This is a genomic window from Xenorhabdus vietnamensis, from assembly GCF_002127535.1.
Lineage (GTDB): Bacteria > Pseudomonadota > Gammaproteobacteria > Enterobacterales > Enterobacteriaceae > Xenorhabdus > Xenorhabdus vietnamensis.
In genome coordinates, this window is sequence record NZ_MUBJ01000004.1 from 143,341 (window position 1) to 168,714 (window position 25,374).

Annotated in this window: 25 protein-coding genes and 1 pseudogene; 20 read left to right on the plus strand and 6 right to left on the minus strand. The window is 36.2% G+C overall.

What is annotated here, in order from left to right; all coding sequences use genetic code 11:
* Positions 1–63: 63 nt before the first annotated feature.
* The 7 genes from nrdA to Xvie_RS05810 all read left to right on the plus strand — a co-directional run bounded on the left by nrdA (position 64) and on the right by Xvie_RS05810 (position 8,570).
* Positions 64–2,355 (plus strand): class 1a ribonucleoside-diphosphate reductase subunit alpha, encoded by a 2,292-nt coding sequence (nrdA, locus tag Xvie_RS05780; RefSeq protein ID WP_086108402.1) that lies wholly within the window; start codon positions 64–66, stop codon positions 2,353–2,355.
* A 12-nt stretch (positions 2,356–2,367) separates the two neighbouring features.
* The gene (gene nrdB / locus Xvie_RS05785; protein ID WP_086108403.1) at positions 2,368–3,498 is read left to right on the plus strand and encodes a class Ia ribonucleoside-diphosphate reductase subunit beta; all 1,131 of its coding nucleotides are present in this window, start codon (positions 2,368–2,370) and stop codon (positions 3,496–3,498) included.
* Between the two features lies 1 nt (position 3,499).
* The gene (yfaE, locus tag Xvie_RS05790; protein ID WP_086108404.1) at positions 3,500–3,766 is read left to right on the plus strand and encodes a class I ribonucleotide reductase maintenance protein YfaE; all 267 of its coding nucleotides are present in this window, start codon (positions 3,500–3,502) and stop codon (positions 3,764–3,766) included.
* A gap of 590 nt (positions 3,767–4,356) precedes the next feature.
* Positions 4,357–5,130 carry an N-acetylmuramoyl-L-alanine amidase gene (locus tag Xvie_RS05795; RefSeq protein ID WP_086108477.1) on the plus strand — a complete coding sequence of 258 codons (774 nt, stop codon included), beginning with the start codon at positions 4,357–4,359 and terminating at the stop codon, positions 5,128–5,130.
* 324 nt (positions 5,131–5,454) lie between these two features.
* The gene (locus Xvie_RS05800) at positions 5,455–6,348 is read left to right on the plus strand and encodes a hypothetical protein (RefSeq protein ID WP_086108405.1); all 894 of its coding nucleotides are present in this window, start codon (positions 5,455–5,457) and stop codon (positions 6,346–6,348) included.
* A 475-nt stretch (positions 6,349–6,823) separates the two neighbouring features.
* Entirely contained in the window at positions 6,824–7,387 is a 564-nt protein-coding gene (locus Xvie_RS05805; protein ID WP_086108406.1) for an Ail/Lom family outer membrane beta-barrel protein, read from the plus strand.
* Positions 7,388–8,135: 748 nt separating this feature from the next.
* A complete protein-coding gene (locus Xvie_RS05810; protein WP_086108407.1) occupies positions 8,136–8,570 on the plus strand; it encodes a lysozyme in 435 nt (144 codons plus the stop codon).
* Positions 8,571–8,642: 72 nt separating this feature from the next.
* Here Xvie_RS05810 and Xvie_RS05815 read toward each other — a convergent pair whose 3' ends face one another.
* From Xvie_RS05815 to Xvie_RS05825, 3 genes are all read right to left on the minus strand, one after another.
* Positions 8,643–9,038: a VOC family protein gene (locus Xvie_RS05815; protein WP_086108408.1), complete on the minus strand. Its 396-nt coding sequence runs from the start codon at positions 9,036–9,038 to the stop codon at positions 8,643–8,645.
* A gap of 145 nt (positions 9,039–9,183) precedes the next feature.
* Positions 9,184–9,777, minus strand: coding sequence for a lytic polysaccharide monooxygenase (locus tag Xvie_RS05820; RefSeq protein WP_086108409.1), 594 nt, complete (start codon positions 9,775–9,777; stop codon positions 9,184–9,186).
* 791 nt (positions 9,778–10,568) lie between these two features.
* Positions 10,569–10,967 carry a YjaA family stress response protein gene (locus Xvie_RS05825; RefSeq protein ID WP_086108410.1) on the minus strand — a complete coding sequence of 133 codons (399 nt, stop codon included), beginning with the start codon at positions 10,965–10,967 and terminating at the stop codon, positions 10,569–10,571.
* A gap of 229 nt (positions 10,968–11,196) precedes the next feature.
* Between Xvie_RS05825 and aac(3) the strand changes: the two are divergent.
* Positions 11,197–11,877: pseudogene (gene aac(3), locus Xvie_RS05830) on the plus strand (aminoglycoside 3-N-acetyltransferase); the annotation flags it as partial.
* A 97-nt stretch (positions 11,878–11,974) separates the two neighbouring features.
* Here aac(3) and Xvie_RS25295 read toward each other — a convergent pair.
* Together Xvie_RS25295 and Xvie_RS05840 are read right to left on the minus strand one after the other, a co-directional pair.
* A complete protein-coding gene (locus tag Xvie_RS25295) occupies positions 11,975–12,211 on the minus strand; it encodes a transposase (protein WP_422645956.1) in 237 nt (78 codons plus the stop codon).
* Between the two features lie 167 nt (positions 12,212–12,378).
* Complete coding sequence (locus Xvie_RS05840) at positions 12,379–13,092, minus strand: LexA family protein (protein WP_086108412.1); 714 nt, start codon at positions 13,090–13,092, stop codon at positions 12,379–12,381.
* A gap of 1,420 nt (positions 13,093–14,512) precedes the next feature.
* Here Xvie_RS05840 and Xvie_RS05850 point away from each other — a divergent pair.
* From Xvie_RS05850 to lldD, 11 genes are all read left to right on the plus strand, one after another.
* Positions 14,513–15,346: a hypothetical protein gene (locus Xvie_RS05850; protein WP_339373938.1), complete on the plus strand. Its 834-nt coding sequence runs from the start codon at positions 14,513–14,515 to the stop codon at positions 15,344–15,346.
* Positions 15,347–15,839: 493 nt separating this feature from the next.
* Entirely contained in the window at positions 15,840–16,037 is a 198-nt protein-coding gene (locus Xvie_RS05855; protein ID WP_086108413.1) for a Cro/CI family transcriptional regulator, read from the plus strand.
* An 86-nt stretch (positions 16,038–16,123) separates the two neighbouring features.
* Positions 16,124–16,600 carry a DUF2335 domain-containing protein gene (locus Xvie_RS05860; RefSeq protein WP_244175484.1) on the plus strand — a complete coding sequence of 159 codons (477 nt, stop codon included), beginning with the start codon at positions 16,124–16,126 and terminating at the stop codon, positions 16,598–16,600.
* 211 nt (positions 16,601–16,811) lie between these two features.
* Positions 16,812–17,354: an NADAR family protein gene (locus tag Xvie_RS05865; protein ID WP_086108414.1), complete on the plus strand. Its 543-nt coding sequence runs from the start codon at positions 16,812–16,814 to the stop codon at positions 17,352–17,354.
* 312 nt (positions 17,355–17,666) lie between these two features.
* Positions 17,667–18,422: a thioesterase II family protein gene (locus Xvie_RS05870; RefSeq protein ID WP_086108415.1), complete on the plus strand. Its 756-nt coding sequence runs from the start codon at positions 17,667–17,669 to the stop codon at positions 18,420–18,422.
* Positions 18,423–18,617: 195 nt separating this feature from the next.
* Positions 18,618–19,445 (plus strand): alpha/beta fold hydrolase, encoded by an 828-nt coding sequence (locus Xvie_RS05875; protein WP_086108416.1) that lies wholly within the window; start codon positions 18,618–18,620, stop codon positions 19,443–19,445.
* Between the two features lie 124 nt (positions 19,446–19,569).
* Positions 19,570–20,172 carry an RBBP9/YdeN family alpha/beta hydrolase gene (locus Xvie_RS05880; protein ID WP_086108417.1) on the plus strand — a complete coding sequence of 201 codons (603 nt, stop codon included), beginning with the start codon at positions 19,570–19,572 and terminating at the stop codon, positions 20,170–20,172.
* Between the two features lie 326 nt (positions 20,173–20,498).
* Entirely contained in the window at positions 20,499–21,278 is a 780-nt protein-coding gene (locus Xvie_RS05885) for a polysaccharide lyase (RefSeq protein ID WP_086108418.1), read from the plus strand.
* A 548-nt stretch (positions 21,279–21,826) separates the two neighbouring features.
* The gene (locus Xvie_RS22670; protein ID WP_244175486.1) at positions 21,827–21,976 is read left to right on the plus strand and encodes a hypothetical protein; all 150 of its coding nucleotides are present in this window, start codon (positions 21,827–21,829) and stop codon (positions 21,974–21,976) included.
* Positions 21,977–21,979: 3 nt separating this feature from the next.
* Entirely contained in the window at positions 21,980–22,285 is a 306-nt protein-coding gene (locus Xvie_RS22185; RefSeq protein ID WP_244175488.1) for an L-lactate permease, read from the plus strand.
* Positions 22,286–22,324: 39 nt separating this feature from the next.
* The gene (gene lldD / locus Xvie_RS05895; RefSeq protein ID WP_086108419.1) at positions 22,325–23,467 is read left to right on the plus strand and encodes an FMN-dependent L-lactate dehydrogenase LldD; all 1,143 of its coding nucleotides are present in this window, start codon (positions 22,325–22,327) and stop codon (positions 23,465–23,467) included.
* 251 nt (positions 23,468–23,718) lie between these two features.
* Here the strand turns inward: lldD and Xvie_RS05900 are convergent, their stop codons facing one another.
* A complete protein-coding gene (locus Xvie_RS05900) occupies positions 23,719–24,507 on the minus strand; it encodes a PhzF family phenazine biosynthesis protein (protein ID WP_086108420.1) in 789 nt (262 codons plus the stop codon).
* A gap of 173 nt (positions 24,508–24,680) precedes the next feature.
* On the opposite strand from Xvie_RS05900, the gene Xvie_RS05905 reads away from it, so the two are divergent.
* Complete coding sequence (locus Xvie_RS05905) at positions 24,681–25,124, plus strand: hypothetical protein (RefSeq protein ID WP_086108421.1); 444 nt, start codon at positions 24,681–24,683, stop codon at positions 25,122–25,124.
* Positions 25,125–25,374 lie beyond the last annotated feature (250 nt).

Below are 25,374 nucleotides of genomic sequence, written 5' to 3' on the forward strand. Positions count from 1 at the left end.
CTGTCAAGAGGTCAAGGAAAATAATATAGGCGAGATACGAAAAGAGAGAAGGTGTATTTCCCCATGAACCAGAGTCTGCTAGTTACCAAACGTGATGGACATAAAGAACAAATTGATCTTGATAAAATTCACCGGGTTGTTGCCTGGGCTGCCGAAGGTCTGAAAAATGTCTCAGTATCACAAGTAGAACTGCGTTCCCAGATTCAATTTTACGATAGTATCAAAACATCTGATATCCATGAAACCATGATCAAAGCTGCGGCTGATTTGATTTCCGGTGATGCTCCTGATTATCAGTATCTGGCGGCACGTCTGGCGATCTTCCACTTACGCAAAAAAGCCTATGGCCAGTTTGAGCCACCTGCACTGTACGATCATGTCGTAAACATGGTTAAGTTAGGTAAATACGACAAACATTTGCTGGAAGACTATTCTCAAGAAGAATTCGAGCAAATGGATAGTTTTATTGATCATTTGCGTGATATGGATTTCTCTTATGCAGCGGTCAAGCAGTTAGAAGGGAAGTATTTAGTACAAAACCGTGTAACTGGTGAAATTTACGAAAGTGCTCAGTTCCTCTATATTTTAGTTGCTGCGTGCTTGTTTTCCACTTACCCAAAAGAAACGCGCCTGAACTATATCCGTCGTTTCTATGATGCGGTTTCTACCTTCAAAATTTCGCTGCCAACGCCAATCATGGCGGGGGTTCGTACACCAACTCGTCAATTCAGCTCCTGCGTTCTGATTGAGTGTGGTGATAGCCTGGACTCAATCAATGCGACTTCCAGCGCAATTGTTAAATATGTTTCCCAGCGTGCCGGCATTGGTGTAAACGCAGGTCGCATTCGTGCATTGGGTAGCCCAATCCGTGGTGGTGAAGCTTTCCACACAGGTTGTATCCCATTCTACAAACATTTCCAGACTGCGGTGAAATCTTGTTCCCAAGGTGGTGTGCGTGGTGGTGCGGCAACATTGTTCTATCCACTTTGGCATCTGGAAGTAGAAAGCCTATTGGTACTGAAAAATAACCGTGGTGTTGAAGGTAACCGTGTTCGTCACATGGACTATGGTGTACAAGTTAACAAACTGATGTATGAGCGCCTGATTAAAGGAGCAGACATTTCTTTGTTCAGCCCATCTGATGTTCCGGGATTGTACGATGCCTTCTTTGCGGATCAGGAAGAATTTGAGCGCCTGTATACTCAGTATGAAAATGACAGCAATATCCGTAAAGAGCGCATTAAAGCGGTTGAACTATTTTCGTTGATGATGCAAGAACGTGCTTCAACAGGTCGCATTTACATTCAGAACGTTGACCACTGCAATACTCACAGCCCGTTTGATCCAGCTATTGCGCCTGTTCGTCAATCGAATCTGTGTCTGGAAATTGCATTGCCAACTAAGCCATTGAACGATATCAACGATCAAAATGGTGAAATTGCACTGTGTACGCTGTCTGCCTTCAACTTGGGAGCCATCGAAAGTCTGACTGAATTGGAAGAGTTGTCAGAGTTGGCTGTTCGTGCTCTGGATGCCTTGCTGGATTACCAAGATTATCCAATTATCGCCGCAAAACAAGGTTCAATGGGGCGTCGAACGCTGGGTATTGGTGTAATTAACTTCGCTTATTATCTGGCAAAACATGGCGTACGCTATTCTGATGGCAGTGCAAATAACCTGACTCACAAAACATTTGAATCTATTCAGTACTACCTGCTGAAAGCCTCAAATGAACTGGCAAAAGAGAAAGGTGCTTGTCCGTGGTTTGGTGAAACCACTTATGCACAAGGTATTTTGCCGATTGATACTTACAAAAAAACACTGGATACCCTGACTAACGAACCTTTGTACATGGATTGGGAAGCTCTGCGCCGTGACATTCAACAATACGGGCTGCGTAACTCAACATTGTCTGCTTTGATGCCATCGGAGACCTCTTCACAGATTTCTAACGCGACCAACGGCATTGAACCACCACGTGGTTATATCAGTGTAAAAGCGTCCAAAGACGGTATTCTGCGTCAGGTCGTACCTGATTATGAACTTCTGAAAGGGGCTTATGAGCTGCTGTGGCAAATGCCGAGCAACGATGGCTACCTACAGTTGGTAGGGATCATGCAGAAATTCATCGATCAGTCGATTTCTGCCAATACTAACTATGATCCGGCACGTTTCCCTAATGGCAAGGTTCCGATGAACCAATTGCTGAAAGATTTACTGCTCGCTTACAAATATGGTGTGAAAACATTGTATTACCACAACACTCGTGATGGGGCAGAAGATGTTCAGGGTGATCTGGAAGAAGTTGTTGAGTCAGCAGATTCCGATTGTGAAGGCGGCGCGTGTAAGATTTAATTCGAGGAAACTATGTCCTATACCACTTTTTCGCAGATAAAAAATGATCAGCTACAAGAACCGATGTTTTTCGGTCAGTCGGTTAACGTGGCGCGTTTTGATCAGCAAAAATATCCTATTTTTGAGAAGTTGATCGAAAAACAACTCTCTTTCTTCTGGCGTCCAGAAGAAGTGGATGTTTCCCGTGATCGTATTGACTACAACGCGTTGCCGGATCATGAAAAGCACATTTTCATCAGCAACCTGAAATACCAGACACTGCTGGATTCTATTCAGGGTCGTAGCCCGAATGTGGCTTTTCTGCCGTTGATTTCCATTCCTGAATTGGAAACATGGGTTGAAACATGGTCGTTTTCAGAAACGATTCACTCGCGTTCTTACACGCATATTATCCGTAATATCGTTAATGATCCTTCCATCGTATTTGATGATATTGTGGAAAACGAACAGATTCTAAAACGCGCAAAAGACATTTCCTCGTATTACGATGATCTGATCGAAATGACCAACTATTATCATCAGTTGGGTGAAGGAACATTCGATGTCGCGGGTAAAACTATCACCGTTTATCTGCGTGAATTGAAAAAGCAACTTTACTTGTGCTTGATGAGTGTTAACGCTTTGGAGGCCATTCGCTTCTATGTCAGTTTTGCGTGCTCATTTGCTTTTGCTGAACGTGAATTGATGGAAGGTAATGCCAAAATCATTAAACTGATTGCCCGTGATGAAGCACTGCATTTAACGGGAACGCAGCATATGTTAAACCTGTTGCGCTCTGGTCAGGATGATCCTGAGATGGCGGAAATTGCTAAAGAGTGTGAACAAAAATGCTACGAACTGTTCGTACAGGCAGCAGAACAGGAAAAAGAGTGGGCTGATTATTTGTTTAAAGATGGCTCCATGATTGGCCTGAACAAAGATATTCTGTGTCAGTATGTCGAATATATAACCAATATTCGTATGCAGGCAGTTGGCTTGAAGTTACCGTTTGAAACTCGCTCTAATCCTATCCCATGGATCAATGCGTGGCTGGTTTCTGACAATGTCCAAGTGGCTCCACAGGAAGTCGAAGTCAGTTCTTACCTGGTTGGTCAGATTGATTCGGAAGTCAATACTGAGGATCTCAGCGGTTTCGAACTCTGATATGGCTGATTACAAAGTCACCCTGCCGTCACGGCAGGGTTTATATATCCATTATTCCTCTGGCTTCCACGGTAATTTGTTGGAAGCACTGGAACACGGTAAAGTCCAGCTTGAATACCAATGTCGACAGGGGTATTGCGGTTCTTGTCGTGTTCGTTTGGTGAAAGGGAAAGTAGGTTATCCTTGTAAGCCATTAGCATTTGTTAACGAAGGGGAAATTTTACCTTGTAGCTGTTATCCACTGACAGATATTGAAATTGAGGCATAATTTCTCTTAAGTTAACGCAGTCTTATTGGTAGGCAAGATATATCTTTCATTTTCAAGTTGCAGTTTTGCAACCTGAAACCCAGTGGATATAGGTAATTTGTTAACTTTATTGCTGCAACGATCTTCGAATTGTTCTTGGCAGTGGACATATTTATCATGACGGTGATATGTTCACATCACCCATCATATTTTCTTGTCTTTTACATGATGTTCCCAAAATAAATAATTGATAGTTTCTCTTCTTAGCTGTCTTAGTATTTTATTGATTTTTATCGGATCTTTTAAAGGAAAAATAAATAGTGTAAATTTCAATTTTTCTTTGAACTTTTCTCCATATTCCGCTGTATGGATATTGTCTGGGAATACTCAGATGTTGCGGGAGATGAACACAATTACATGAGTAAAAATCATTCCCTTTTCATTAAAAAGAATAGTGGTAACAAACCCTGTTTAAATATGCTCATTGGTTTATTATAACTGTGATCTATAATGTATTTTAGGAAGTGGTTTGATATTTAGCGTGTTACACAGCAAAATCAATGGAGGAGAAACTTAATGAAAAATAGCAATAATCAAGGAGAACAATAATGATGTATAAAATTGATTATAATTCATATCGTTCAATTAAAAGTTTTAACAGACGTTCCCGCTTTTTAGTTATGCACTATACTGCTTTGAATTTTGAAAAATCTGTTCATGCATTAACAGGAGAGTTAGCCAGCGCCCACTACCTCATTCCAAACCCAGATGATCCGACTTATCGAGCAGCTGGGTTTAATAAAATTCACATATTCAATTTGGTTGATGAACTTGAAAGAGCTTGGCATGCTGGGATAAGTTGTTGGGCAGGACGAAAAGGGTTAAATGATACATCCATTGGTATTGAGATTGTGAATGAAGCTACTAACAATGGTGGTGTTTTCACTTTCCCCCCGTATCATCCTGAGCAAATCACTGCAATTAAAGAGTTGGCCATAAATATCTTACAACGTTATCCAGATATTACACCAACTCATGTTGTCGGACATTCAGATATTTCATGGCAAAGAAAAACGGATCCAGGCCCATCTTTTCCATGGAAAGAATTATATGATATGGGAGTTGGAGCATGGTATGACGAAGAAACGAAACAAAAATACATTGAGCAATTTGAGCATTGTTTGCCTGATGTTGTTGAGATTTTAGAAAAATTCAAACGCTATGGTTATGATGTTACCGGAACAGAAGAAGAAGAAAACTTTCAATTTTTAATCAAAGTATTTCAGATGCATTTCCGTCCGTCATATTATAACGGTGTGATAGATATAGAAACCATTGCCATTTTATATGCCTTGGTTGAGAAATATTTTGATAATAAAACATAATTTCTGATGAAATATATTTTTCAAATTGCAGAACATTAATTGATCTGCAATTTGAAAAGGGATGGACATAGAAAAATTTTTATTTCTTAATAAAATAATTGAAAGCATGATTTTTTATTGGGCAACTGATATCATTAGATAAAATTTTATTGAGTTTGATAATTTATCTTTCAATTTATTATTATCAGCTCTCATTTTATACAATTGTCTAAACATTTAGATTAATGAATTTTTTTTGCTAATTACATAACTGGAATTTTAAATATATTGGTATAAGTTTTGATATGGTAATTTTTAATTAAAATATAGGATAAGGATTATATCATGCGTTCTTCTTCACGTGTTATCGTATTGGCTTCGTTGCCATTTTTTCTAACCGCCTGTGATTTCTTGGATTCTGACGATCGCATAGGTCAGTTTTATTTCACTAACTCAGCAGAATTGCCGCTAGAATTTAAGATTGATGATCGAACATTTTCGGTAAAACGTAATGAAGTTGGCATGGTTGATTTAAAGCCAGGTAAACATATTTTGGAAACGACAAAGGGAAAAAAACAGTCATTTTTTGTTTATCCTCAAAATAAAGGAGGGATCATCAACCCGAATAGAGAGTTGTACTATGCTTATAATATGATGTATGTGGTTGGAGATTACGAAAATAAACATATACCACGTGGTAAGGAAGTGGTGATTGATGGTATGATTTTTGAAGGAGGAATTCGTAGTAGTGATTCCGTCTTTATTGATAATAATGCTTTTCACTGTTCTTACCAGCTTGGAATGCCATTACCTGATGAGATTACAATTCGTGATGAAAAAATGAAACAAGCCGTCAGAACGAAATGTTTCAGTAAGCAAGAATTTATCGGTTTTTATGAAAAAGAATCGGGAGAGAAATTTAGTTCTCCCAATGATCCAGACTCACTGTATAGTAATGAAAACACAGTAACAGATCAATTTTACTATCAGATTCCAACTGCGAATTTTTCGGATCCAATTTTGCAAAAAGATGCGACTGAGCTAGTTTCATTAATAAAGGATTATATAAGGTCTGATTCGGTTACAGAACAAGAAGAGCTGCGTAAAAAACACACTGATATTATTATGCATAGACTCAATCGGGACGATAGTAATTTTGATGTTAAAGAACGTGTTAAGTTCGAAAAATTGTGTAATCAAGTCAATGACATTATAGCTGCTGGTATCATAGCTAAGTAGATCATTTTCTATTTTTCAAGTTGTAGCCTTATGTACTGCAACTTGAAATCTATTAGGATGTAATTTATACAAACACTTGATTTATTTGTTATGAATTATCTTTTATATATATAAATAATTTATTTAAAGTTTAAATGTAATCTAATTACATAAAATTCATTGTTAAGATATATCTTAAAATTTAAAGTTTACTCTGGATTTACTTAATTAATTGATAATAATGTGGTTTTTCGAATTAAATTATCTTGAATGATATTGGCATATGGATAATCTATTATCTTTTGATAAAAGCCGAATTTCTATGTAAGAAATTGAATTTAAATTAAATTTATAATAAATGTAAATTTTTCGGATAAAGTTAGGCTTTTCTTATAAAAAGTTGAATTATGAATATAAGACTTGTATATTCCGCAAGCTTTTCCTGATAGAGCGAATACATTGTACTCATCGCATGAATGAAAGAGAGTTTTTACTTATGAAAAAAATACTATCGACAACCACTATTATTGTGGGATTATCTATACTTGCCTTTAATGCTAACGCAAACAAGAGTAATAAAAATACTATTTCTTTGGGTTATGCTCAGAGCAATGCATCCCTAAAAAATAATATTGAAATCTATCATAACGATATGAAGATGGATAAAAAGCAATATGGATTAAACCTGAAGTATCGCTATGAATTTAATGAACATATTGGTGTCATTGGTTCATTGACTTATACTCAATATGTACATGAATATGACTACCTTGGATCATTCTCAAAATTCAAATGGAAAAATACCTCTCTAATGGCTGGTCCAACATATCGCTTTAATGATTATATTAGTGCATATGGATTGATTGGTGCGACCCGTAGTAAAGTAGGTTTTTCTGATGCAAAAGATAATAATTTTAAGACAGAAACACGACTATCTTACGGTGTAGGTTTACAATTTAACCCCACCTTAAATTGGGCTGTTGATGCTTCATATTCATATGCTAACTTAAAAGACGCTAAGCTTGGTACTTGGGTATTGGGTGTTGGTTATCGTTTCTAAGCTATCTTCATTTATACTTGTTATTTTTTATTTAGTTACACATTTCATTTTGAAATCTGTTTGACTTTTAATGAGAAGTTTTTAGATTCTAATTTTTGCCTGAATTTTTAGTAATAAGATTCGGGCTTTTTATTATTGATGTAGTAAATATTTGTATCATTTATATGGATGAGTTATTTTGAAAATTTCTGCTATTGCCATATTACAGCTTAAAACTCATTGGATATATAAGACAGATTTTTCAGAATGGTAGTTTAATGAATAGTGGGTAAGTAACGAAATAGGAAAGAAAGTGTTTACCTTAGAATTGTATCAATGATAAAGAAGCCAGTTCTTTTTTTGAGCTGGCTTATCTATGTATTGTGACAACTCTTACATGAAGCGAGTTGATGACAATCGGATAACAACGCAGTGTACGTTTGAGAGGAAAGATTTTACAGATTTCATGATGATTTCCTTTGAGGGTTATAAGTTGTGATTTACTTCACGAAAATCTAAATTCTGAGGAGGATTTTATGCTCAAAACAAAAAGAGTCAAGATATTTATTGAATTATTTTTTTAAAAATTAAAAAAAAATTGAAATAAAGATTAATTTATTGAAAATTAATGATTTATTTATATTTGTTTTTCTGTGATTCCGTTAAAATTGTAACTGCACTGATTGTTTCTTCACTTATACTTAATCTATGGATTGTTTTTTAAACAAAAAATCAATCCTGATACTCAATTTAGTTGTGGAGAAAATGAATGGAAATTAGTGAAATCGGTATTAATAAACTTAAAAGTTATGAAAGTTTGAGATTAAAAGCATATCCAGATCCTGCCACTGGAGCAGAGCCATGGACAATCGGGTATGGTCATACAAGGGGAGTCAAATCCGGACAAGTGATTACTGCACAACAAGCTGACGCATTTTTGCATCAAGATCTTGTTCCTATTTATGGCGCTATTCAGCGGCTAGTTAAAGTCCCCTTAACGCAAGGGCGATTTGATGCCTTATGTTCGTTTATTTTCAATTTGGGAATTGGCAATTTTACTCATTCAACATTGTTGAAAAAATTGAACGCAGGTGATTACCAAGGTGCAGCAGAAGAGTTTTTGAAGTGGGATCGTGCCGATGGGCATGCATTAGCAGGCCTACGTATGCGAAGGGAGTCAGAACAGCAAACATTTTTATCATAAAATCTTCAATAAATTTCAAGTTGCAGCTCAACGAGCAACACCGCAACTTGAAAGATTATGGATATAGAGCAACTAAACCTCTAATGCTCCATGTTGCAATACAACACGATAACCATCAATATCTTCAAAGGTTTTTCCACTCTTATCCCAATAAGGATTATAAGAAAGAACTGGAATAAACCCAGCATTTTGCATTGATTTTATTTGCTCATGCCATTCAAGTTGATCCTCTATATAAAATACTAATAAATTATCTTTAGTTGGAGCCTTACCAACATGTGTATTTTGATGGTGAGTAAATTCAAGATGCCAGGAATGATTAGGATGCCCCAACATAATACCATCAAAACTATCGTGATCTTTGAATTCACCTAGTATAGTGAAATTCAAACCACGACAATACATTTCTGCAATTTTATTAAGATTATCAGTTGGTCTGGCAATTCTAAGAATTGTTGATTTTTTCATGTTTTTCTATATGTAGTGTTGAATTAGGAAAGGTATATTATCTGAGAATACTTTAATTTACTTAGAGAAAAGTGCTGGTAAATAGCCAGCACTTTTTGTGTATAGATAATACTTATAAATAAAACGTTATCTTCACTAAAAAATATTATTTAATATCAGCATCAATAACTTGATAGAAGGCATTATTGGTGTCAGCAATTGTCCATACACCGAGAATAACATGATACCCTGAGCGCTCGGGAACATCACAGGTCAGAGTAACACTTTGGGCTGGATTTTTTCCGTGATCAAACCGCTCACAGAAGGGGTTTAAATCAAGTTGATTGCGTGTTAGGGATTTGTTTGGATCCCAATCAGGTTTAGTAATAAAAAATTGCCACGAAGTGGTACTATGGCGGGCCGTTATTGTCCATTTAAAAGTATTGCTTCCTTTATTGACAGTAACATGATGCCAGCGGTCTGCACTTTGTTCATTGAGTTGTTTGAATTGACCAACACCACCACTGGCAATTTCTCCATCTGATGGTCCACCTTGAGGAAAGCCTTTGGGGCCTTCAACCGACTGTGGCTCATACATGATAGGTCCGCAGTCTTTATTGAGGCCCTTTTGACATAAAAGTGCTCTGCTTGGTGGTGTGTCGATATATCCATGACGCGAGGTTGGTTCAGCAATACTAGAAAATGGGATTGTACCAAAAGCCGTCAATCCCACCAAAAGTAATGACTTTTTAATGTTCATGATGAATTTCCTATTTTTTCCGTACTTGACTGTAAAATGAGTTAATCTATTTTTTGTTGTTATATAGTTGATAAAAATTAACTTGCTTCTTAAGAAAATGCACAGAAATGTTTATAACAAAATTAGTTAATTATAAATACTTAATTTATGATAGGGGTATTCCAAAAAGATGTTATTGAAAGGGATAGTCATCATTGGATTTGGCACAATTATGGATAATAGGAAAGATTTTGTTTTAAATTATCTTAAATTACAAAAATCCCCCCCTGAACTCAGGGAGGGGAAAGAAATAAATTAAGAAGCAAATGAGGATGCACTAAAAAAGTACGATTTTTAGTACACATAAATTAAAGTAGGCCAAAATAGAAAAATATGCAATTAACTAACCTTAAATAAAGGGTTGGTGTTTAGTATTTTAGATACAATACCATTATAGTATTATCAATTTCATAAATTAAACAATAAGAATTATCTATTTTATTTTTTTAAATCAATGTGTTAAGTTTTTATGATCACTATGGCGTTTTTGTCAAATTAATGATTTTCCATCTCTTGATTTTTTTGAAATCTACCAGTTTTAGGTGCAAATTGTTATTAGAATGAAAGTTTATTATTTTATGTGATAACTTTCACATATCTAAACAAGTCAGTATTATTTTTTACTAACATTAAATACTGTTATCCAATTTTTTGCATAATGGTTATATTCGAGTAGCTGAAGTTTTATAGTGGATTTGAAGTTAATTAGGAACACAATGATTTTTATCTAAATAAAATAATTTGATATATTGCTATTTATGATTAAATAATGAATCTGTGGATATCAAATGACGAATTTCATCATCTGAAAGAGGAATCGTTCGTGGTGAACAAAGATAAACTTTTTTGCTTGAAGTAATACTCTTGGCTAGATCCATGTAAGCTCTAAACTCAACTTGGCTGTGTCCACCTTCATTCATTTCCATAGGTTGGATGATAACTTTGTGATTTGATAGAAATTGGTGATACCAAGTCTCTGCACCTACTTTTTTGACTAGCTTCTTGAGTAAAGCCATCGCTGATACTATCTGACCAAGTAACAAACGAGATGTACTAAAAGGGGTATCGGGAATACCAGAGGTTTCCTGGCCAGTACTAATATTACGGACAGTCATTTTATTAATGTATAATTTTATATAAATTATGCTCATGAAAAATTTATTCTATTCAGTGGTCTTTAGGTCTTTCCATTATACGTTTTTTATTTAATTTATTGAAGCTCTATGTTGATTAGGGATTTGATTCAATTATATTGAGAAATTTATATTTAATAGTTTCAATGAGAAACTTTTTGCTCGTAGAGTATTTTTATCTATGGTATAAAACAAGGTGATGTTGCTATGCGTTCTGTTGGCAATTGTTTAACATGGTGTAGATGATCTTATCCAGGCTCTTTTAACTGTTGTAGGAGTTGAAGGAACGTTGTTGTGCTATACGAATTGGGAACAAAGTTACGAAGATAGTCTGAGTGTAAACGGTTATATTCCATCTACATTAAAACCTGAGATCATGCCATATGATCGATTATTTTCACGGGCAAGCAGAGATCATGGTATATTAGCTGAATGTGTCAGAACAACCAAAGGAGCTATTCGAAGTCAAAATCCTGGCGCTTCTGTAGCTGTTCTTGGAAATAATGCTGCATATTTCGTAGAAAATCATTCATTAAATTATGGTTATGGTACTAACTCACCATTTGCAAAATTTGTAGCGTGTCAGGGAAAAATTCTTATGGTTGGGGCTCCATATGAAACTATGAGCCTTTTACATCATGCTGAACATTTGGCAAATATTCCCAATAAGCGTATTAGGAAAATGGAACTTCCACTATTACAAAATAACCAAGTATCATGGGTTATGTTAGAGGAATTCGATACTGTAGATCCTGTTTGTAAACAATTTAATCAAGATTATTTTAAGGATATTGTTGAACATTTTTGTTATTTGCATCCAGAGATGATTGTTAAAGGCATCATTGGTTCTGCGGATACATTGCTTGTTCCGGCTAAAGAAATCTTGGATTATGCAGTACATTGGATGGAGAATCATTATAATTGTTGATGATGAAGAGTGATACGAGCCTTATTTTTCTCGACATAATATTGTCTTATATCTAATTAACATGAAGATGCTGATTTCAATATTTGAAAATTATTATTTAGCCAACAAACAAGTTTATTCTTTTTTCTCTAAGAGTGACATTTAAAAAGTGGTGGGGTACTTTGCGAAAAACTTTCAGATTCGGAAAACAATAATTATTACACACTTGCTGATTTATGAATTTCCATAATCGTTCGGCCATATTCAGATTGGGGCGATAAGGAGGAAGATAATGCAGCTCGATATTGAGAAAAAACGCCATCTGTTTTACTAACTGAGCGTGATGGTAACCTATACGATCTCAGAATGAGATAAATTTTTTGCGGGAGTGGGGAACTCACTCTGATAGTACCGAAAAATAAGCCATATTGTTCGCGTCGAAATGGAGATGAGGATACTCCCGAATGATGGTATCTTCTCTTCTCCGCTGTAAATTGATGGTATTCATGATGATGCTTATTTTTAAGGCAATCTTCCAATCTTAGCTTCTACAATCACTCCGACAATATGCACATGACTATTGAGAGGAATCATATTGTATTGGGAATTCAATGGCTTTAAAAACGCGTCATATCCTTCCGTAATTAGTTGTTTGAAAGTCAGTTCCTTCTCACCATTAAGTTTTGCTACGACTAAATTATTGGGTGCTGGTTTAATTTCTGGATCAACCAAAATGATCATGCCTTGCGGTATGCTTAGTCCATTCGGCGATACCATTGAGTCACCTTTTACTTCCAACCAAAAAGCTCGTTGTGAGCACTCAACAGAGGCCGCATATACTTTTTCAATGCGGCTTGTCTGATATTTTGGTGTGAGATCTTCACACCAATTGCCTGCATTTACCCAGTCGAGTAGCGGGTATTGTTTGTGAGAAAGTGCATGGTTGGAAAATGCTGCATTATCGCCATAGAGAACAGCGACAAGCTTTCTTGCTTGTTTATCCAGCGATGGACTGAAATCTGCAATCTGAATTCCCAATTTTTGGGCAAAATAGGTTGCCATCTCCAAGTTAAGGGCGTTTATCCCATTGAGATAGTGTGAAATTGCACTTTGTGTCTTGTCAATTTCTTCTGCAAGCGTTTCCTGAGAGATGCCGAGCTGCTTTTTCTTGGACTCAAATAGCTCTTTTAAGCGTGCGGCATCTGCAAGTTGTTCTACTGTGAGTTTCTTTTTCATAAACTCATTTTAATACCAATGCTATTGAAATGACAAATACCAAAGGTATTGAATTATTTAGTACTATAGATATTATTTTTGAGTAATTATGACTATCGAACTAAACAAGTAAGGAGGCTCCCCGAATATTACCAGCGGTCAAGAGTGGGAAGGTGTTACCGTGTCAGATGATTCAGAAGGATGTACTTTTCTTGTAAAAGTGGGGCGAAAGGGGTCATCGGATACGGCGGATTAGTTTAACGATAAGATAGCTGGGGGCAATGCGATTGCGTGTGATTCTTTTGCAACGTTACCGAGTAAATTGAATTTTGCATTTATAGGTGACCTGTCATTTGAACATGGTGGAAAAAAATATTCAGGTACCGATATTGTTATAGCGCAAGGGCATAATGCTAGATCTAGAAATAATTGGTGGCTTGGTGATAAAAATATGTAAAAAATTGCAGATCTTCCTGCAGAAATATTTTCACTTCAGGGGAAAAAATTTACCGAATCTGGCGGTAGTTTACCTTTTTCTATTGTGACTTTCGGGTCAAAAATCGGCTGTGAATCAAATATGTCTGTGGGAATTTTAGGGATATAATTATTTGGCAGTCTATGGCATTTAGTTTATTTTTTGCAGAATGAATTCCGAAGATTGAATTAAGATATCAATCTTCGGTTTAAGTTCGCTGTATATTTTCTTTATACTAGTTTAGTAAAAACTACAAGCGACAGTAGTTTTCTTTTCCACTGCTCTACAATTTTCCGCTTTTCTTTCAGATAGTCATATTGGTCATAATGATTAGTTGAGACTCTGGGTTTTGTAGTTCTGTAATCTATCCTGCATCTCTGAACTGATCTCTCATTCCTATCTAACGAGTGTAAAATCCATTGCTATAGGCTGTATTGAATATTTTTCTTGTTTTTTATCAGGTTCATTATCAGTGAGTCTATCCAATAAAGAAGGCAATATTTTATCTTTGGCTGTAAAGTGCGTAGAGTTATTTCGACTGCAATAACCGTCAATTTCAATGGGTAACTGTACTGGTTTGTGTTCGAGATCACTGGAATTCACATTAAGTGATAATGAGCTCGCATTTTTCGATCCGCATTAGTGGTCGCTGTCTGATAAATCAGACTCACATTAATTGCATGAAATTAAAAATACGGGGCCAGCTGTAGACTTATGTCAACCCAGATAAATTTTTCCTGTTAATAGGCTGAAATAATAAGTGGGGAACGACAATGAAGTAATATCAGATTAAAATTATCGTCTTTTGTTGTTGTCAAAGATTCTAGTTTTTATCACCAGAGGGATGTGAATATGCGGATTATTATGATGTGTTTTATTTTTTTATTTTGTGTGGGGAGTGTGTAAGCAGCTACTCCTCAAAATTATCTTTACACATCTTCCGGACAACTTGAAGAGTTACGCCCATTGCTTGCGAGGCCTGATATTAATGGTGTACAGATTGTTTATACTTGGAAACAACTGGAAAAATCAAAAGGAAAATATGACTTTTCAGTCATAGAAAAAGATCTATCAATACTGAACAAAATGAATAAAAAGCTTTTCATCCAGATTCAAGACCGATTTTTCGAACCAAACAACAGAAATATTCCGCTCTATTTACTTCAGGGATCTCAATATAATGGCGGTTTAATTGCGCAGTCGGACAACCCTGGTGAAGGTCAGGTGACTGTTCAGGGCTGGGTCTCCATACAGTGGAATACAGCCTTAAGGGAACGATATCAACATCTTATTGCAGCATTGGCAACATCATTTGATGGAAGAATCATCGGCATTAACCTTCCCGAAACCGCCATCGATATTGATATGAAAAAAGCAAATGCTAATTTTACTTGCGACAAGTACTTCTTAGCAACCATAGACAACATAATATTTGCCAGAAAAATTTTTAAAAAATCGTATGTTGTACAGTATGTTAATTTCTGGCCCTGCGAATGGAATAACGATTGTGGCTATATGTCTCGTCTGTTTGATATTGCACAAAAAAACAATATTGGGCTTGGAGGACCTGATATCGTTCCGTATAAGAAGGCACAAATGAAAAACTCATATCCATTTTTCCATAGATATAAAAACAAACTAAACTTCGTTGCTATGGCAGTTCAGGAACCCACACTAACCTATACAAACCCACAAACAAAAAAGAAATTCACTCAGCAAGAGTTTATTCAATTTGCAGAAGAATATCTGGGGGTTAATATCATTTTTTGGAGTACTAGTTCTCCTTGGCTGAGTAAATAAATTGGATGAAGTTCTTGTTATCAATATAAGGTTTATGTTTAGTTCAGTAAACGTAACTATTAACCAGCTCCTTATTGACATGAAAAGGGTGATGAACATCGCCTGATCTGCTTTTCCCTGTTACCCGATCCTTTCAGGCCGGTAATTTACTTTCTATGAAAGAAAAGTACTTTACCCCTGAATCACCTGAGGTGAGTAATATCAGTGAAGCCATGCGGAAAATCTGTTTTGGCACGAAAACAGCTTTACCCGGATGTATTCAATCTGACTTTTGGCTAGTGAATGGTTACCAATGATCTATGTATAAATAATTGTATAAATAAATTCAAAGAATTACTTAATTAAAAATTAATTTAATATCAAATGATTACAATAAAATGATTAATTGATTTTACCTGAGCTCCTTTTAATACCAATACTATTAAAATATTAAATACTAAAAGTATTGAAATATTTAGTACTTTAGATATTATTTTAAGGAAGGAGGATATGTATGGAAAAAATCCCATTGTCAGAATATGTGAAGTTGAATGGTCAAGCTAATACGGCGAGTTTAGTGGGAGTTCATCAAACTGCAATCAGTAAAGCATTGCGTTCGGGACGTAAAATATTTTTGATTCGTCAGGAAGATGGAACCTACAAAGCGGAAGAATGCCGCCCATTTCCCAGTCAAAAACAAGGTGAATTATGAATGGAAAAAATATCAGTGATACGATTAATTCATCTATATTATAGGTTGAACTTAATTATCTCACTGATTTTATTAAGGTGTTTTTTGTGTATATTGTTGAGGAAGAAGATGTGAACTCTAACATTAGTCATTACTTCAGAGCGATAGGGAGCATTCTCGATATTATGCCTACAAATGATTACCGTGATGCTTTAGATGCTGATTCATCAAATAAATATTTGCTTGAAAATAAAGAAATTTCTCATTGTGTTGATTTATTTCCATCCCCTGAGGTATTGGAAAGTTATGAATCAATCTTACCGGGTTATGCTGAAAGGGTATTCTCTCTGAGAGAAAAAGAACAGGCTTTTCAACATGAAAAGCAAAATAAGGCACTGAATGGATTGATAAATAGAGATAGAAGGGGGCAATGGATGGGTTTTTTCATTGCTATATTTATCTTAGTAGTGGCGATTGTTTTTGCTCTCAGGGGAGAAATGTTGTTTGCTGGTACTTTAATCACAATTGATTTGGTGGGATTGGCTGCTGTATTTGCCATTGGTCGTAAATCTAATATTAAATAATTTAAGAATAATATGAAAATTTATTCAAAAAATATGTGATTGTTTTTACTTACTATCTTTTGTATTAGTGACTTTTGTTTCAATGTATTTTTGTCATTCTTATTCTATATCAATGAAACTGACATGATATGCATCGACAAACATAAAAAAAATTGTATGATAGGGAACATTTATGTATTAAAGATAAATTAGTGTGTTATAGAGAGTTAATATGGATATTAAAACTTTATGTGATTTACACCAATCAGGAAAAAAACTGAAATATCTTTTTTTCTGGGGACATAAAACCAATCATTCCAACCACATAACCAAATCTTGTTTAAGCCAGTGGTACCCGGCTCAATTTACTATTGATGATGTAAAATATGCCAGTACGGAACACTATATGATGGCAGGAAAAGCCCGATTATTTAATGACTCTGAAGTGCTGAAAAAAATTATCCATGCTAGAACGCCTGGAGCGGCAAAGGCATATGGACGTGAAATACGCGGGTTTAATCAATCGATTTGGGATGAACATCGGTTAAAAATAGTGATTGAAGGAAACCTGGCAAAATTTTCTCAAAACAGGCATTTGGCAGAGTTTTTATTGAATACTGGGGATAAAATATTAGTTGAGGCTAGCCCTGTTGATCGCATTTGGGGAATCGGATTAGCAGAAGATGCCATTAATATCAATAATCCTTTGACGTGGGATGGTCTGAACTTATTAGGGTTTGCACTGATGGCTGTACGCGATAAGTTAAAGACATAAGTTAAGATATAGCGCCTATCTGATAGGCGCTATATCTTTTATAGCTTAATTTCTAGGTACTTACTAATTTTGTACCTTCCTGTGTGTCATTATCAGACTTGACATTGCTAGTTAATTAATAATTATAATCTAATCAATTTTTTCTGTTATAGAAAAAGAATTAAATAGTTATTATTCTACCCCTAATGCATATTTTTTAGAATTATTAATATTTAATCTGTTTCAAGTTACAGTGTGAGCATGAAGAAACCACTTGAAAGATTTAATAGAATACTTCTTATTTTATTTTTATACTGCTAAAGGAACTTAAATTTGTCTGATTCAGTTTTATTTTCTGCGATTAAAAGGCCAGAAGCTGGAGTACAGCTGTTGTTTTTACATCACGCCGGAGGCTCTTGTTTTTCCTACATCGAGTTGGCTTACAAATTATCGGAATTTATTGAAGTCTACTGTCTAGAACTTGCAGGCAGGGGAATGCGTATTTCAGAGTCTTTTCAGATGGATGTTGAAACTGTCCTGTCCGATATTCTTGCTTCAATAAAGCATCTAAGGTTAGGTGAGGATAAGCCTTTAATACTGTGTGGACACAGTTTAGGTGCGGAACTTGCTTATCAGGTGGCTTGTAAACTTAAGAGTGAATTACCAGAGAAACAGTTGATGCTCATTATCTCTGCCCGTGGTTTTAGAGATCCTGAAAGTTTCAAAAATGAACCATGTGAGGAATATTCTGACTCTTATGTTTTGAATGTCCTTGAGCAATGTGAGGGAACGCCAGCAGATGTTCTTGCTAATCCTGAATTACGTAATTATGTGATCGAAACAATGAGAAATGATCTAATTTTATTGGATTCTGTGTCTCGATTACCGAAGGTTAAGTTGAATGTTCCGGCTTATGTGATAGGTGGGGCTCAGGATAATAGAGTTCCTGTTTCTCGGTTAGCGGAATGGTGGAAGGTGTTACCTGCTCTAGTAGAGCAACAGATTTTCACGGGAGGACATTTTTATTTGTTCAAGAATAACTCAGTGATTTCTTGGCTCGAAAAACAGGCCAAAGAACTAGCAGGATAAGTCTGAGGTTATGGTTTTTGATACTGTTTGAAAGCTAATAATTAATATAATTCAATGAATGGAAACCAAATGAAACTTAACAAGGAAGTTGTTTCATATAGACTTCAGGTTGTATTACAACTAACAATGCAACAGCTTGAAAAACACGGAATATAAAACTTATAAAAATAAATGGTACGTTATAACGGATAAGTAATGAACAGATATCAGGAAAATAAAATCACTGCCAATGGTGCCCAGTTTGTGTATCTTCGTAATCATGAAAATAATAAAACGCCGTTATTATTTCTGCATGGTGCTTTAGCTGATAGCTATATGTGGTATCAACATATGATTGAGCTAGAAGATACAGTGTCGCCGATAGCTTTGAGCCTGCGTCATTTTGGCGGCTCCGCGAAAGTTGGTGGCTTTGGTATTGAAACCCATGCTAATGATGTGGTTGAAATAATCCGCAAGATAGGTTGTTCTCCGGTAAATCTGGCTGCATGGTCTTATGGTGCTGATGTAGCATTATTGGCAGTATTAAAAGCACCTGAATTGTTCCGTAGTCTTTTTCTTTATGAACCCGGATATCCGTCTCATTTAACTGAGAACGAGCTAGCACTGTTTATAGCAGATGCTCAGGCTATGTTTGGCCCTTTATTGGAATCAACAGGAAAAATGAAACTATCTGAGATGGTAGAAATCTTGATTGATGGCTCAGGAAACCAAAAAGGTTATTTTGCATCACAGCCTAAATCTGTGCGCGTGGCCCAATTGGCCCAAGCAGATACGGTAATCAAGCAATTAAATCAGACTGAGAAACCAGACATAAGTGCAAACTCTCTGGCGGCAATAAAATTACCTGTGCATGTAGCTTATGGTGAACATTCCCGTTCATTGTTTCAGCTGGTTAGTGTGTCAGTGGCAAGAAATATTGCCAATTGCCAGTTGGAAGTTGTTACAGGGGAAACACATATGTTTCCTGTGGAGCAACCTGCTGCTTTTAATGCAAAAATAAAGAATTTTATTTCGTTGTTATAATTTAAATAATAGCTAACCTGTGATTACATATATGGGTATTGATTTATATCAATCATAATCTCTTAATAATAAGAGGATTACCTTCATTCCATAAGTGGATGAATTATTAAATGAGATAAAGTCAATGACATCAGAAAAAACAAACAGTAATGGTCGGTTCTCTGGCAAAAAAATAATTATTGTTCATGGATATACTGCTTCATCTTCATCAAATTGGTTTCCCTGGTTAAAAGAAAAGCTGAATCAACAAGGTGCGGAAGTTATTGTACCTACAATGCCGGAATCATCAGCTCCTAAACCTGAAAAATGGGCGAAAATGTTGATGAATATCGTGCCGGAGGTAGACAGAGACACGATTTTTATTGGTCACAGTCTCGGCTGCATTACTGTATTGCGGCATCTAGAATCGATACGCTTTCAATACCTGCATATTGGTGGATATGTTTTAGTCTCCGGTTTTGACGCTCCCCAAATTACTTTACCAGAATTAAACTCTTTTACTGCTGAACCATTGGATTATGCTTTCTTACGTGGGGTAACTGAACACCGTATTTCACTCATTTCTTCTAATGATGAAATTGTTTCTCCGCAATCCTCGCGAAAATTGGCTCTTTCTTTACAAACTACAGTGATTAATGTTGATAATGGTGGTCATTTTCTTGATAGAGATGGGTTTACTAGCCTGTTACCTGTCTATAATATTCTGGAAAATATACTATCAAAATAAGCATAGATGAATAATATCCTCTAATAATAGTGATACATTTAGCTCTTGAAGCTCCCTTACTCCTCGCGGTGTGAGGAGTAAGAAAGTGATCTAGAATTTTGAGAACTTATTTAGATCTCCAGTCGATTGATTTAATCTGGAGGAAGGATGCTTTAATATATTAAATATAAAAGACCAGTGAGTTATTTTAGATATAGTCTGTTAACTATAAGGTTTGACTGTAATTTTAAATAGAGTCAATATAAAAATATTTTTCAAAATAGTTTTTTTGTCTTTAATTTGAGTTTTGTGTGGAAGTATAAATATAACTTAATAAGGAGTTAATTATGGTGCCAGCTCATTCTTCCCTTGTTTCTGATGTAAATAATAATGATTTAATTAATGTGGATTTTGAACACAAGATAGGTAAATACTCCTCCAAAAATTTTAAATCTGACTGGAGTATTTCACCTACTTCATCATCTGGTCTTAATCAAGGAAGGTTAAATATTGTTATTGATCCTCAGGATGATAAAAACAAAGTCTTAGAACTCACTTATCTTTCCAACACTGTCGGATCTAAGGCCGGAACTTCTTTTAATGCTCCGATTAATGGTGAGCATGAAGCGTTGTGGCTACAATATAGGGTGATGTTCAGTAAAGATTTTATGTGGATTAAAGGAGGAAAACTACCGGGATTGTCTGGTGGTGATCATCCATCAGGTTGTATTGATAATGGCAGTTTTGATGGTTTCAGTAGTCGTTTGATGTGGAGGAAAGCAGGAGAGTTATTTGGTTATCTCTACTACCCTGAAAAAAATGAACGATGTGGCGATTACATTAAATTAAATACCTCTTTAAATAAAAGTGTCTGGTATACCCTGACACAATATGTAAAGCTGAATAGTATTAGTAAACATGACGGTATATATATACAATATATCGATAATAAAGAGGTTTTCAGAGCGAATAATCTTAATTTTAGAAACCAAAGCGATGTTTTTATTGATGCGATAAAATGGAGTTCGTTTTTCGGCGGTTCTACGCTGGATTGGGCTCCTCCAGTAGAACAATATGCTTATTTTGATGATTTTATTGTTAGTTTAGAAAAACCTGATAATATTTAATGGCTTAATAAATGAAAAAATAAAAATAAACCGCGTGTTATTATAATGCGTAAAAATAGACTTATGTTTTGCGGGTCATATACCAAAATGTGAGTCATTTGGTGTTTTTATAGGTTCTCTAAGACATTATTGATTTATTATTTTTCGAGTTTAAATTGTCTACCTTAAATGCATATTGAAGTGCACAAAATGGAGGGTGACTTTATCAGCATTCCAAAAAAATCAGCATACGAATTCAGGGTGCATTGTATGATTCCTATCTGTAGAAATGTGAATAATCAGTAGGGATTATATGCCATTATTTTTCTGCATTGCTCCGATTGTCCTGTTGATTTGGATGATGACCAAACGTAATGGTATTTAATCCTTTATTATTTTACCGTTGACAGCAGTAATTATTTATTTAATACAATTATTTTTGTTTGGCATCCAGTCTATATTATTATATGTCAATATTATTACAGCCCTGATTTCAGTTTTTACTTCTATCATAATTATTTTAGGCGCAATATTGCTGAGTAAATTGATTCAAACCAGTGGAGCTGAAGATGTTCTGCGAAACAACTTCTTGTATTTTCAAGCCGTTTATTGCGTTATTTGGTGCGTTAGCGATGGTGAATGTGATGATGTTAGGGGACGAAAATGCGCCTGTAATTATTATTGGTAAAGCACTGGCCGAAATTACAGGAAAAAGTTGATTATTGTTCTCTTCATTTTTAGAAGCATTGGGTTCATTTTTCTCAGGTTCTAATACTGTTTCAAATCTGACACTTGGAGGAATACAGCATCCCATTGCGTTGAACAATGGAATGAATGTCAATTTGATGCTGGCACTACAATCTGTTGGTGGTGCGATGGGCAACATGATTTGCCTGAATAACATTATTGCCGTTTGCTCTATCTTGAGGATCACTAACTCAGAAGGCCAGATTATGAAAAAGACAATTTTACCAATGCTGGTCTATGGGAGAATTGCGGCTGTCATGGCCTTGATTCTGGCATCTTGAAAAATGTGCGAATAACTTCTCAATATAAAGGTACATATTATGATTATTTCCGCTTCAACGGATTATCGGGTTGCAGCACAAGCTAAGTTACCGCCTTTTCTATTCCACTATATTGATGGTGGAGCTTACGCAGAGCATACCCTTAAACGTAATACTGCAGATTTATCCAATATTGAATTGCGTCAGCGTGTGTTGAAGGACATGTCCGAATTAAGCTTGGAAACTAGCTTGTTCGGAGAAAAAATGTCAATGCCAGTGGCACTTGCTCCTGTCGGATTAACGGGAATGTATGCACGCCGTGGGGAAGTACAAGCTGCCCGTGCTGCGGCTAAAAAAGGGATTCCATTTACTCTGTCGACTGTATCAGTATGCCCGATTGAAGAAGTTGCTCCCGCGATAGATCGTCCAATATGGTTTCAACTCTATGTATTGAAAGATCGTGGTTTTATGCGCAACGTACTAGAAAGGGCGCAGGCAGCGGGTGTCAAAAATCTGGTATTTACCGTTGATATGCCGACTCCTGGAGCACGTTATCGTGATGCGCACTCTGGGATGAGTGGCCCAAATGCGGTTATGCGTCGTATTTTTCAGGCGATGACCCATCCTCAATGGGCATGGGATGTTGGATTGTGGGGCAAGCCACATGATCTCGGCAATATTTCCATATATCGCGGTAAGCCGACCAAATTGAAAGATTACATTGGGTGGTTGGGAAGTAATTTTGATCCATCCATTTCATGGAAAGATTTGGAATGGATCCGTGATTCCTGGAAAGGGCCGATGATTATCAAAGGAATACTCGATCCAGAAGATGCTAAAGATGCTGTGCGTTTTGGGGCAGATGGGATTGTTGTTTCAAACCATGGAGGACGCCAGCTTGACGGTGTTTTGTCTACGGCACGAGCCTTGCCTGCGATTGTGGATGCAGTCAAAAATGATATTACTATTCTTACTGACTCAGGTATCCGAACAGGGTTGGATGTGGTGAGAATGATTGCTCTGGGTGCCGATAGTGTTTTACTGGGGCGTGCTTTTGTTTATGCGTTGGCAGCGGCAGGTGAAGCGGGTGTTTCCAATTTGCTCGATCTGATCGATAAAGAAATGCGGGTGGCGATGACCTTAACAGGAGCAAGATCAATCTCAGAGATTAATTCGGATTTGCTGGTATGTAATCAAGCTTAACCAACTTTAACGGCGGACGAGCCATTATTGGTCAGCAGAATTTATCCTGCTGACCGTGAAGGTTTTCAATCAAATGGATAGATAACCACTGACTTATTTGAAAAGTATAGTCATCAATATCTTTCAGGTTATCTTTATGCTGTTGACTATAATCGGACAATAAATTTTATTTAGCTTTTTCCTTTGCTTATTTTTAGTCACTTTCATCTATTGTGACTTCGTGCCGATCTTATTTTGTCAAAAATGAGGCGTTATATATCTTCAAGCAGTATTTCACCATGTGAAAAGAGTTTTGCTTTGCCTGTCAAGTAAACACGATCTCTCTCTATTCGACATAACAACTCACCACCTCGTTCGGATAATTGACGAGCATGAAGTTCGGTTTTATTCAGCCGCTTTCCCCAGAAGAGTGCGAGAACACAATGGCTGGAGCCTGTGACAGGATCTTCATTGACACCTTTGGCCGGCGCAAAATAGCGTGAAACAAAATCAGAGGATGAATCACCTAGAGCTGTAATGGCAAGCCCCGGCAGGGGTAGGGCAGCAATTTTATCAAAATCAGGTTGGGTATTGATAATCTGTTCTATGGAATCCAAAACACAAATATAGCGGTCACGTGAAACTAACACGGCGGAAACATTTTGTCCCAGAGCATCTTGGATAATAGGGATGAGAGCGTTTTCTTCATGACAATCAGCGGAAGGGAAATCCAATGTAAAAACGCCATCTTGATGAGAAACTCGGAGTTCACCGGAGCGGCTTTTGAATGTGAGGAACTGATCTTGACGGTTGCGATATGTTATGAGAACAAACGCGGTTGCCAAAGTTGCATGCCCACATAAATCCACTTCGACTTTTGGTGTAAACCAGCGCAGATGATTTTCTACCAGAAAAGCAGTTTCTGGAAGACCTATTTCAGCAGCGATAGAAATCAGCATTTCATCTGATGGCCATTTATCCAGCAAAACAACGGCGGCGGGATTGCCAGAAAACGATTTTTCGGTGAAGGCATCAACGTGGTAAATAGGATATGAATGCATCAGAGTCTCACTTATTTTTGTAATAAAAAACCGGATACAGGATGTTGAAACTACATTGATTTGTAAAGAGTTATCTTATTTGAACGCAAAATGTACATAAATTGGAGTATTGACCTTAGGTGATAATGATTATTAAATAATAATTCTTTGTTATAGTTCCACTAAGGAAAGATATGAAAATCAAAGGATCTTATTGCCTATTTTTTATTTTGTCAGTGTTCTTTTCTCAAGCTCTGGCTTTGGATTTTAGCTACAAAAGTGATATACCAGCGGATAACAAACCTTCAGAAGAGTACCTGAAAAAGAGAGATAAATTGAACCATGAAAATTGGAATATGGAGAAACTGGCTGAAGATAATGCCTTAGCTGAGAAGCGGGAGAATGAACGGAAAGAATACAACAATAGATTTGAACAGAGAAATAGCTTGGCATTTTCTTATAATTGGGACGCGGGGCAGTTTAATCTTTCTCCTCATATGAAACAAAACCAAGTTATGGAGCACTTCAGAGAACAGACTCAACGTCGCTGCTATAGAGAAACAAGGCAGAAATTAGAGAAAGAGCAGGGCAATGGCTATTCCTATGCTGATATTGCAGATGCTTGTAGCTTTTATTAATAAAACTACTAATTCCTGATTTTATTCATTTAGTGAGTTACAAAACAGTTTTTTGTAGCTCACTGTAACCAGAGAATGTTCCTCGATGACATAATTTTCCGTGAAAGAGTCTGATATGCCCTAAACGATCAATCGAAACTGAACAAGCAGAGCATTTATATGTGATTCTGATTAGATCGCACCAGATGCATTTTAAAGCACGTGATTTGATGGTGTTAAAGATATCATATGATGTATTCTTGTTTAAAAT

Excerpts from the sequence above, each read along its gene's own strand:
- nrdA (WP_086108402.1), top strand. The coding sequence starts at position 64 with ATGAACCAGAGTCTGCTAGTTACCAAACGTGATGGACATAAAGAACAA.
- nrdB (WP_086108403.1), top strand. The coding sequence starts at position 2,368 with ATGTCCTATACCACTTTTTCGCAGATAAAAAATGATCAGCTACAAGAA.
- yfaE (WP_086108404.1), top strand. The coding sequence starts at position 3,500 with ATGGCTGATTACAAAGTCACCCTGCCGTCACGGCAGGGTTTATATATC.
- Xvie_RS05795 (WP_086108477.1), top strand. The coding sequence starts at position 4,357 with ATGTATAAAATTGATTATAATTCATATCGTTCAATTAAAAGTTTTAAC.
- Xvie_RS05800 (WP_086108405.1), top strand. The coding sequence starts at position 5,455 with ATGCGTTCTTCTTCACGTGTTATCGTATTGGCTTCGTTGCCATTTTTT.
- Xvie_RS05805 (WP_086108406.1), top strand. The coding sequence starts at position 6,824 with ATGAAAAAAATACTATCGACAACCACTATTATTGTGGGATTATCTATA.
- Xvie_RS05810 (WP_086108407.1), top strand. The coding sequence starts at position 8,136 with ATGGAAATTAGTGAAATCGGTATTAATAAACTTAAAAGTTATGAAAGT.
- Xvie_RS05815 (WP_086108408.1), bottom strand. The coding sequence starts at position 9,038 with ATGAAAAAATCAACAATTCTTAGAATTGCCAGACCAACTGATAATCTT.
- Xvie_RS05820 (WP_086108409.1), bottom strand. The coding sequence starts at position 9,777 with ATGAACATTAAAAAGTCATTACTTTTGGTGGGATTGACGGCTTTTGGT.
- Xvie_RS05825 (WP_086108410.1), bottom strand. The coding sequence starts at position 10,967 with ATGAGCATAATTTATATAAAATTATACATTAATAAAATGACTGTCCGT.
- Xvie_RS05840 (WP_086108412.1), bottom strand. The coding sequence starts at position 13,092 with ATGAAAAAGAAACTCACAGTAGAACAACTTGCAGATGCCGCACGCTTA.
- Xvie_RS05855 (WP_086108413.1), top strand. The coding sequence starts at position 15,840 with ATGGAAAAAATCCCATTGTCAGAATATGTGAAGTTGAATGGTCAAGCT.
- Xvie_RS05865 (WP_086108414.1), top strand. The coding sequence starts at position 16,812 with ATGGATATTAAAACTTTATGTGATTTACACCAATCAGGAAAAAAACTG.
- Xvie_RS05875 (WP_086108416.1), top strand. The coding sequence starts at position 18,618 with ATGAACAGATATCAGGAAAATAAAATCACTGCCAATGGTGCCCAGTTT.
- Xvie_RS05880 (WP_086108417.1), top strand. The coding sequence starts at position 19,570 with ATGACATCAGAAAAAACAAACAGTAATGGTCGGTTCTCTGGCAAAAAA.
- Xvie_RS05885 (WP_086108418.1), top strand. The coding sequence starts at position 20,499 with ATGGTGCCAGCTCATTCTTCCCTTGTTTCTGATGTAAATAATAATGAT.
- Xvie_RS22670 (WP_244175486.1), top strand. The coding sequence starts at position 21,827 with ATGTTCTGCGAAACAACTTCTTGTATTTTCAAGCCGTTTATTGCGTTA.
- lldD (WP_086108419.1), top strand. The coding sequence starts at position 22,325 with ATGATTATTTCCGCTTCAACGGATTATCGGGTTGCAGCACAAGCTAAG.
- Xvie_RS05900 (WP_086108420.1), bottom strand. The coding sequence starts at position 24,507 with ATGCATTCATATCCTATTTACCACGTTGATGCCTTCACCGAAAAATCG.
- Xvie_RS05905 (WP_086108421.1), top strand. The coding sequence starts at position 24,681 with ATGAAAATCAAAGGATCTTATTGCCTATTTTTTATTTTGTCAGTGTTC.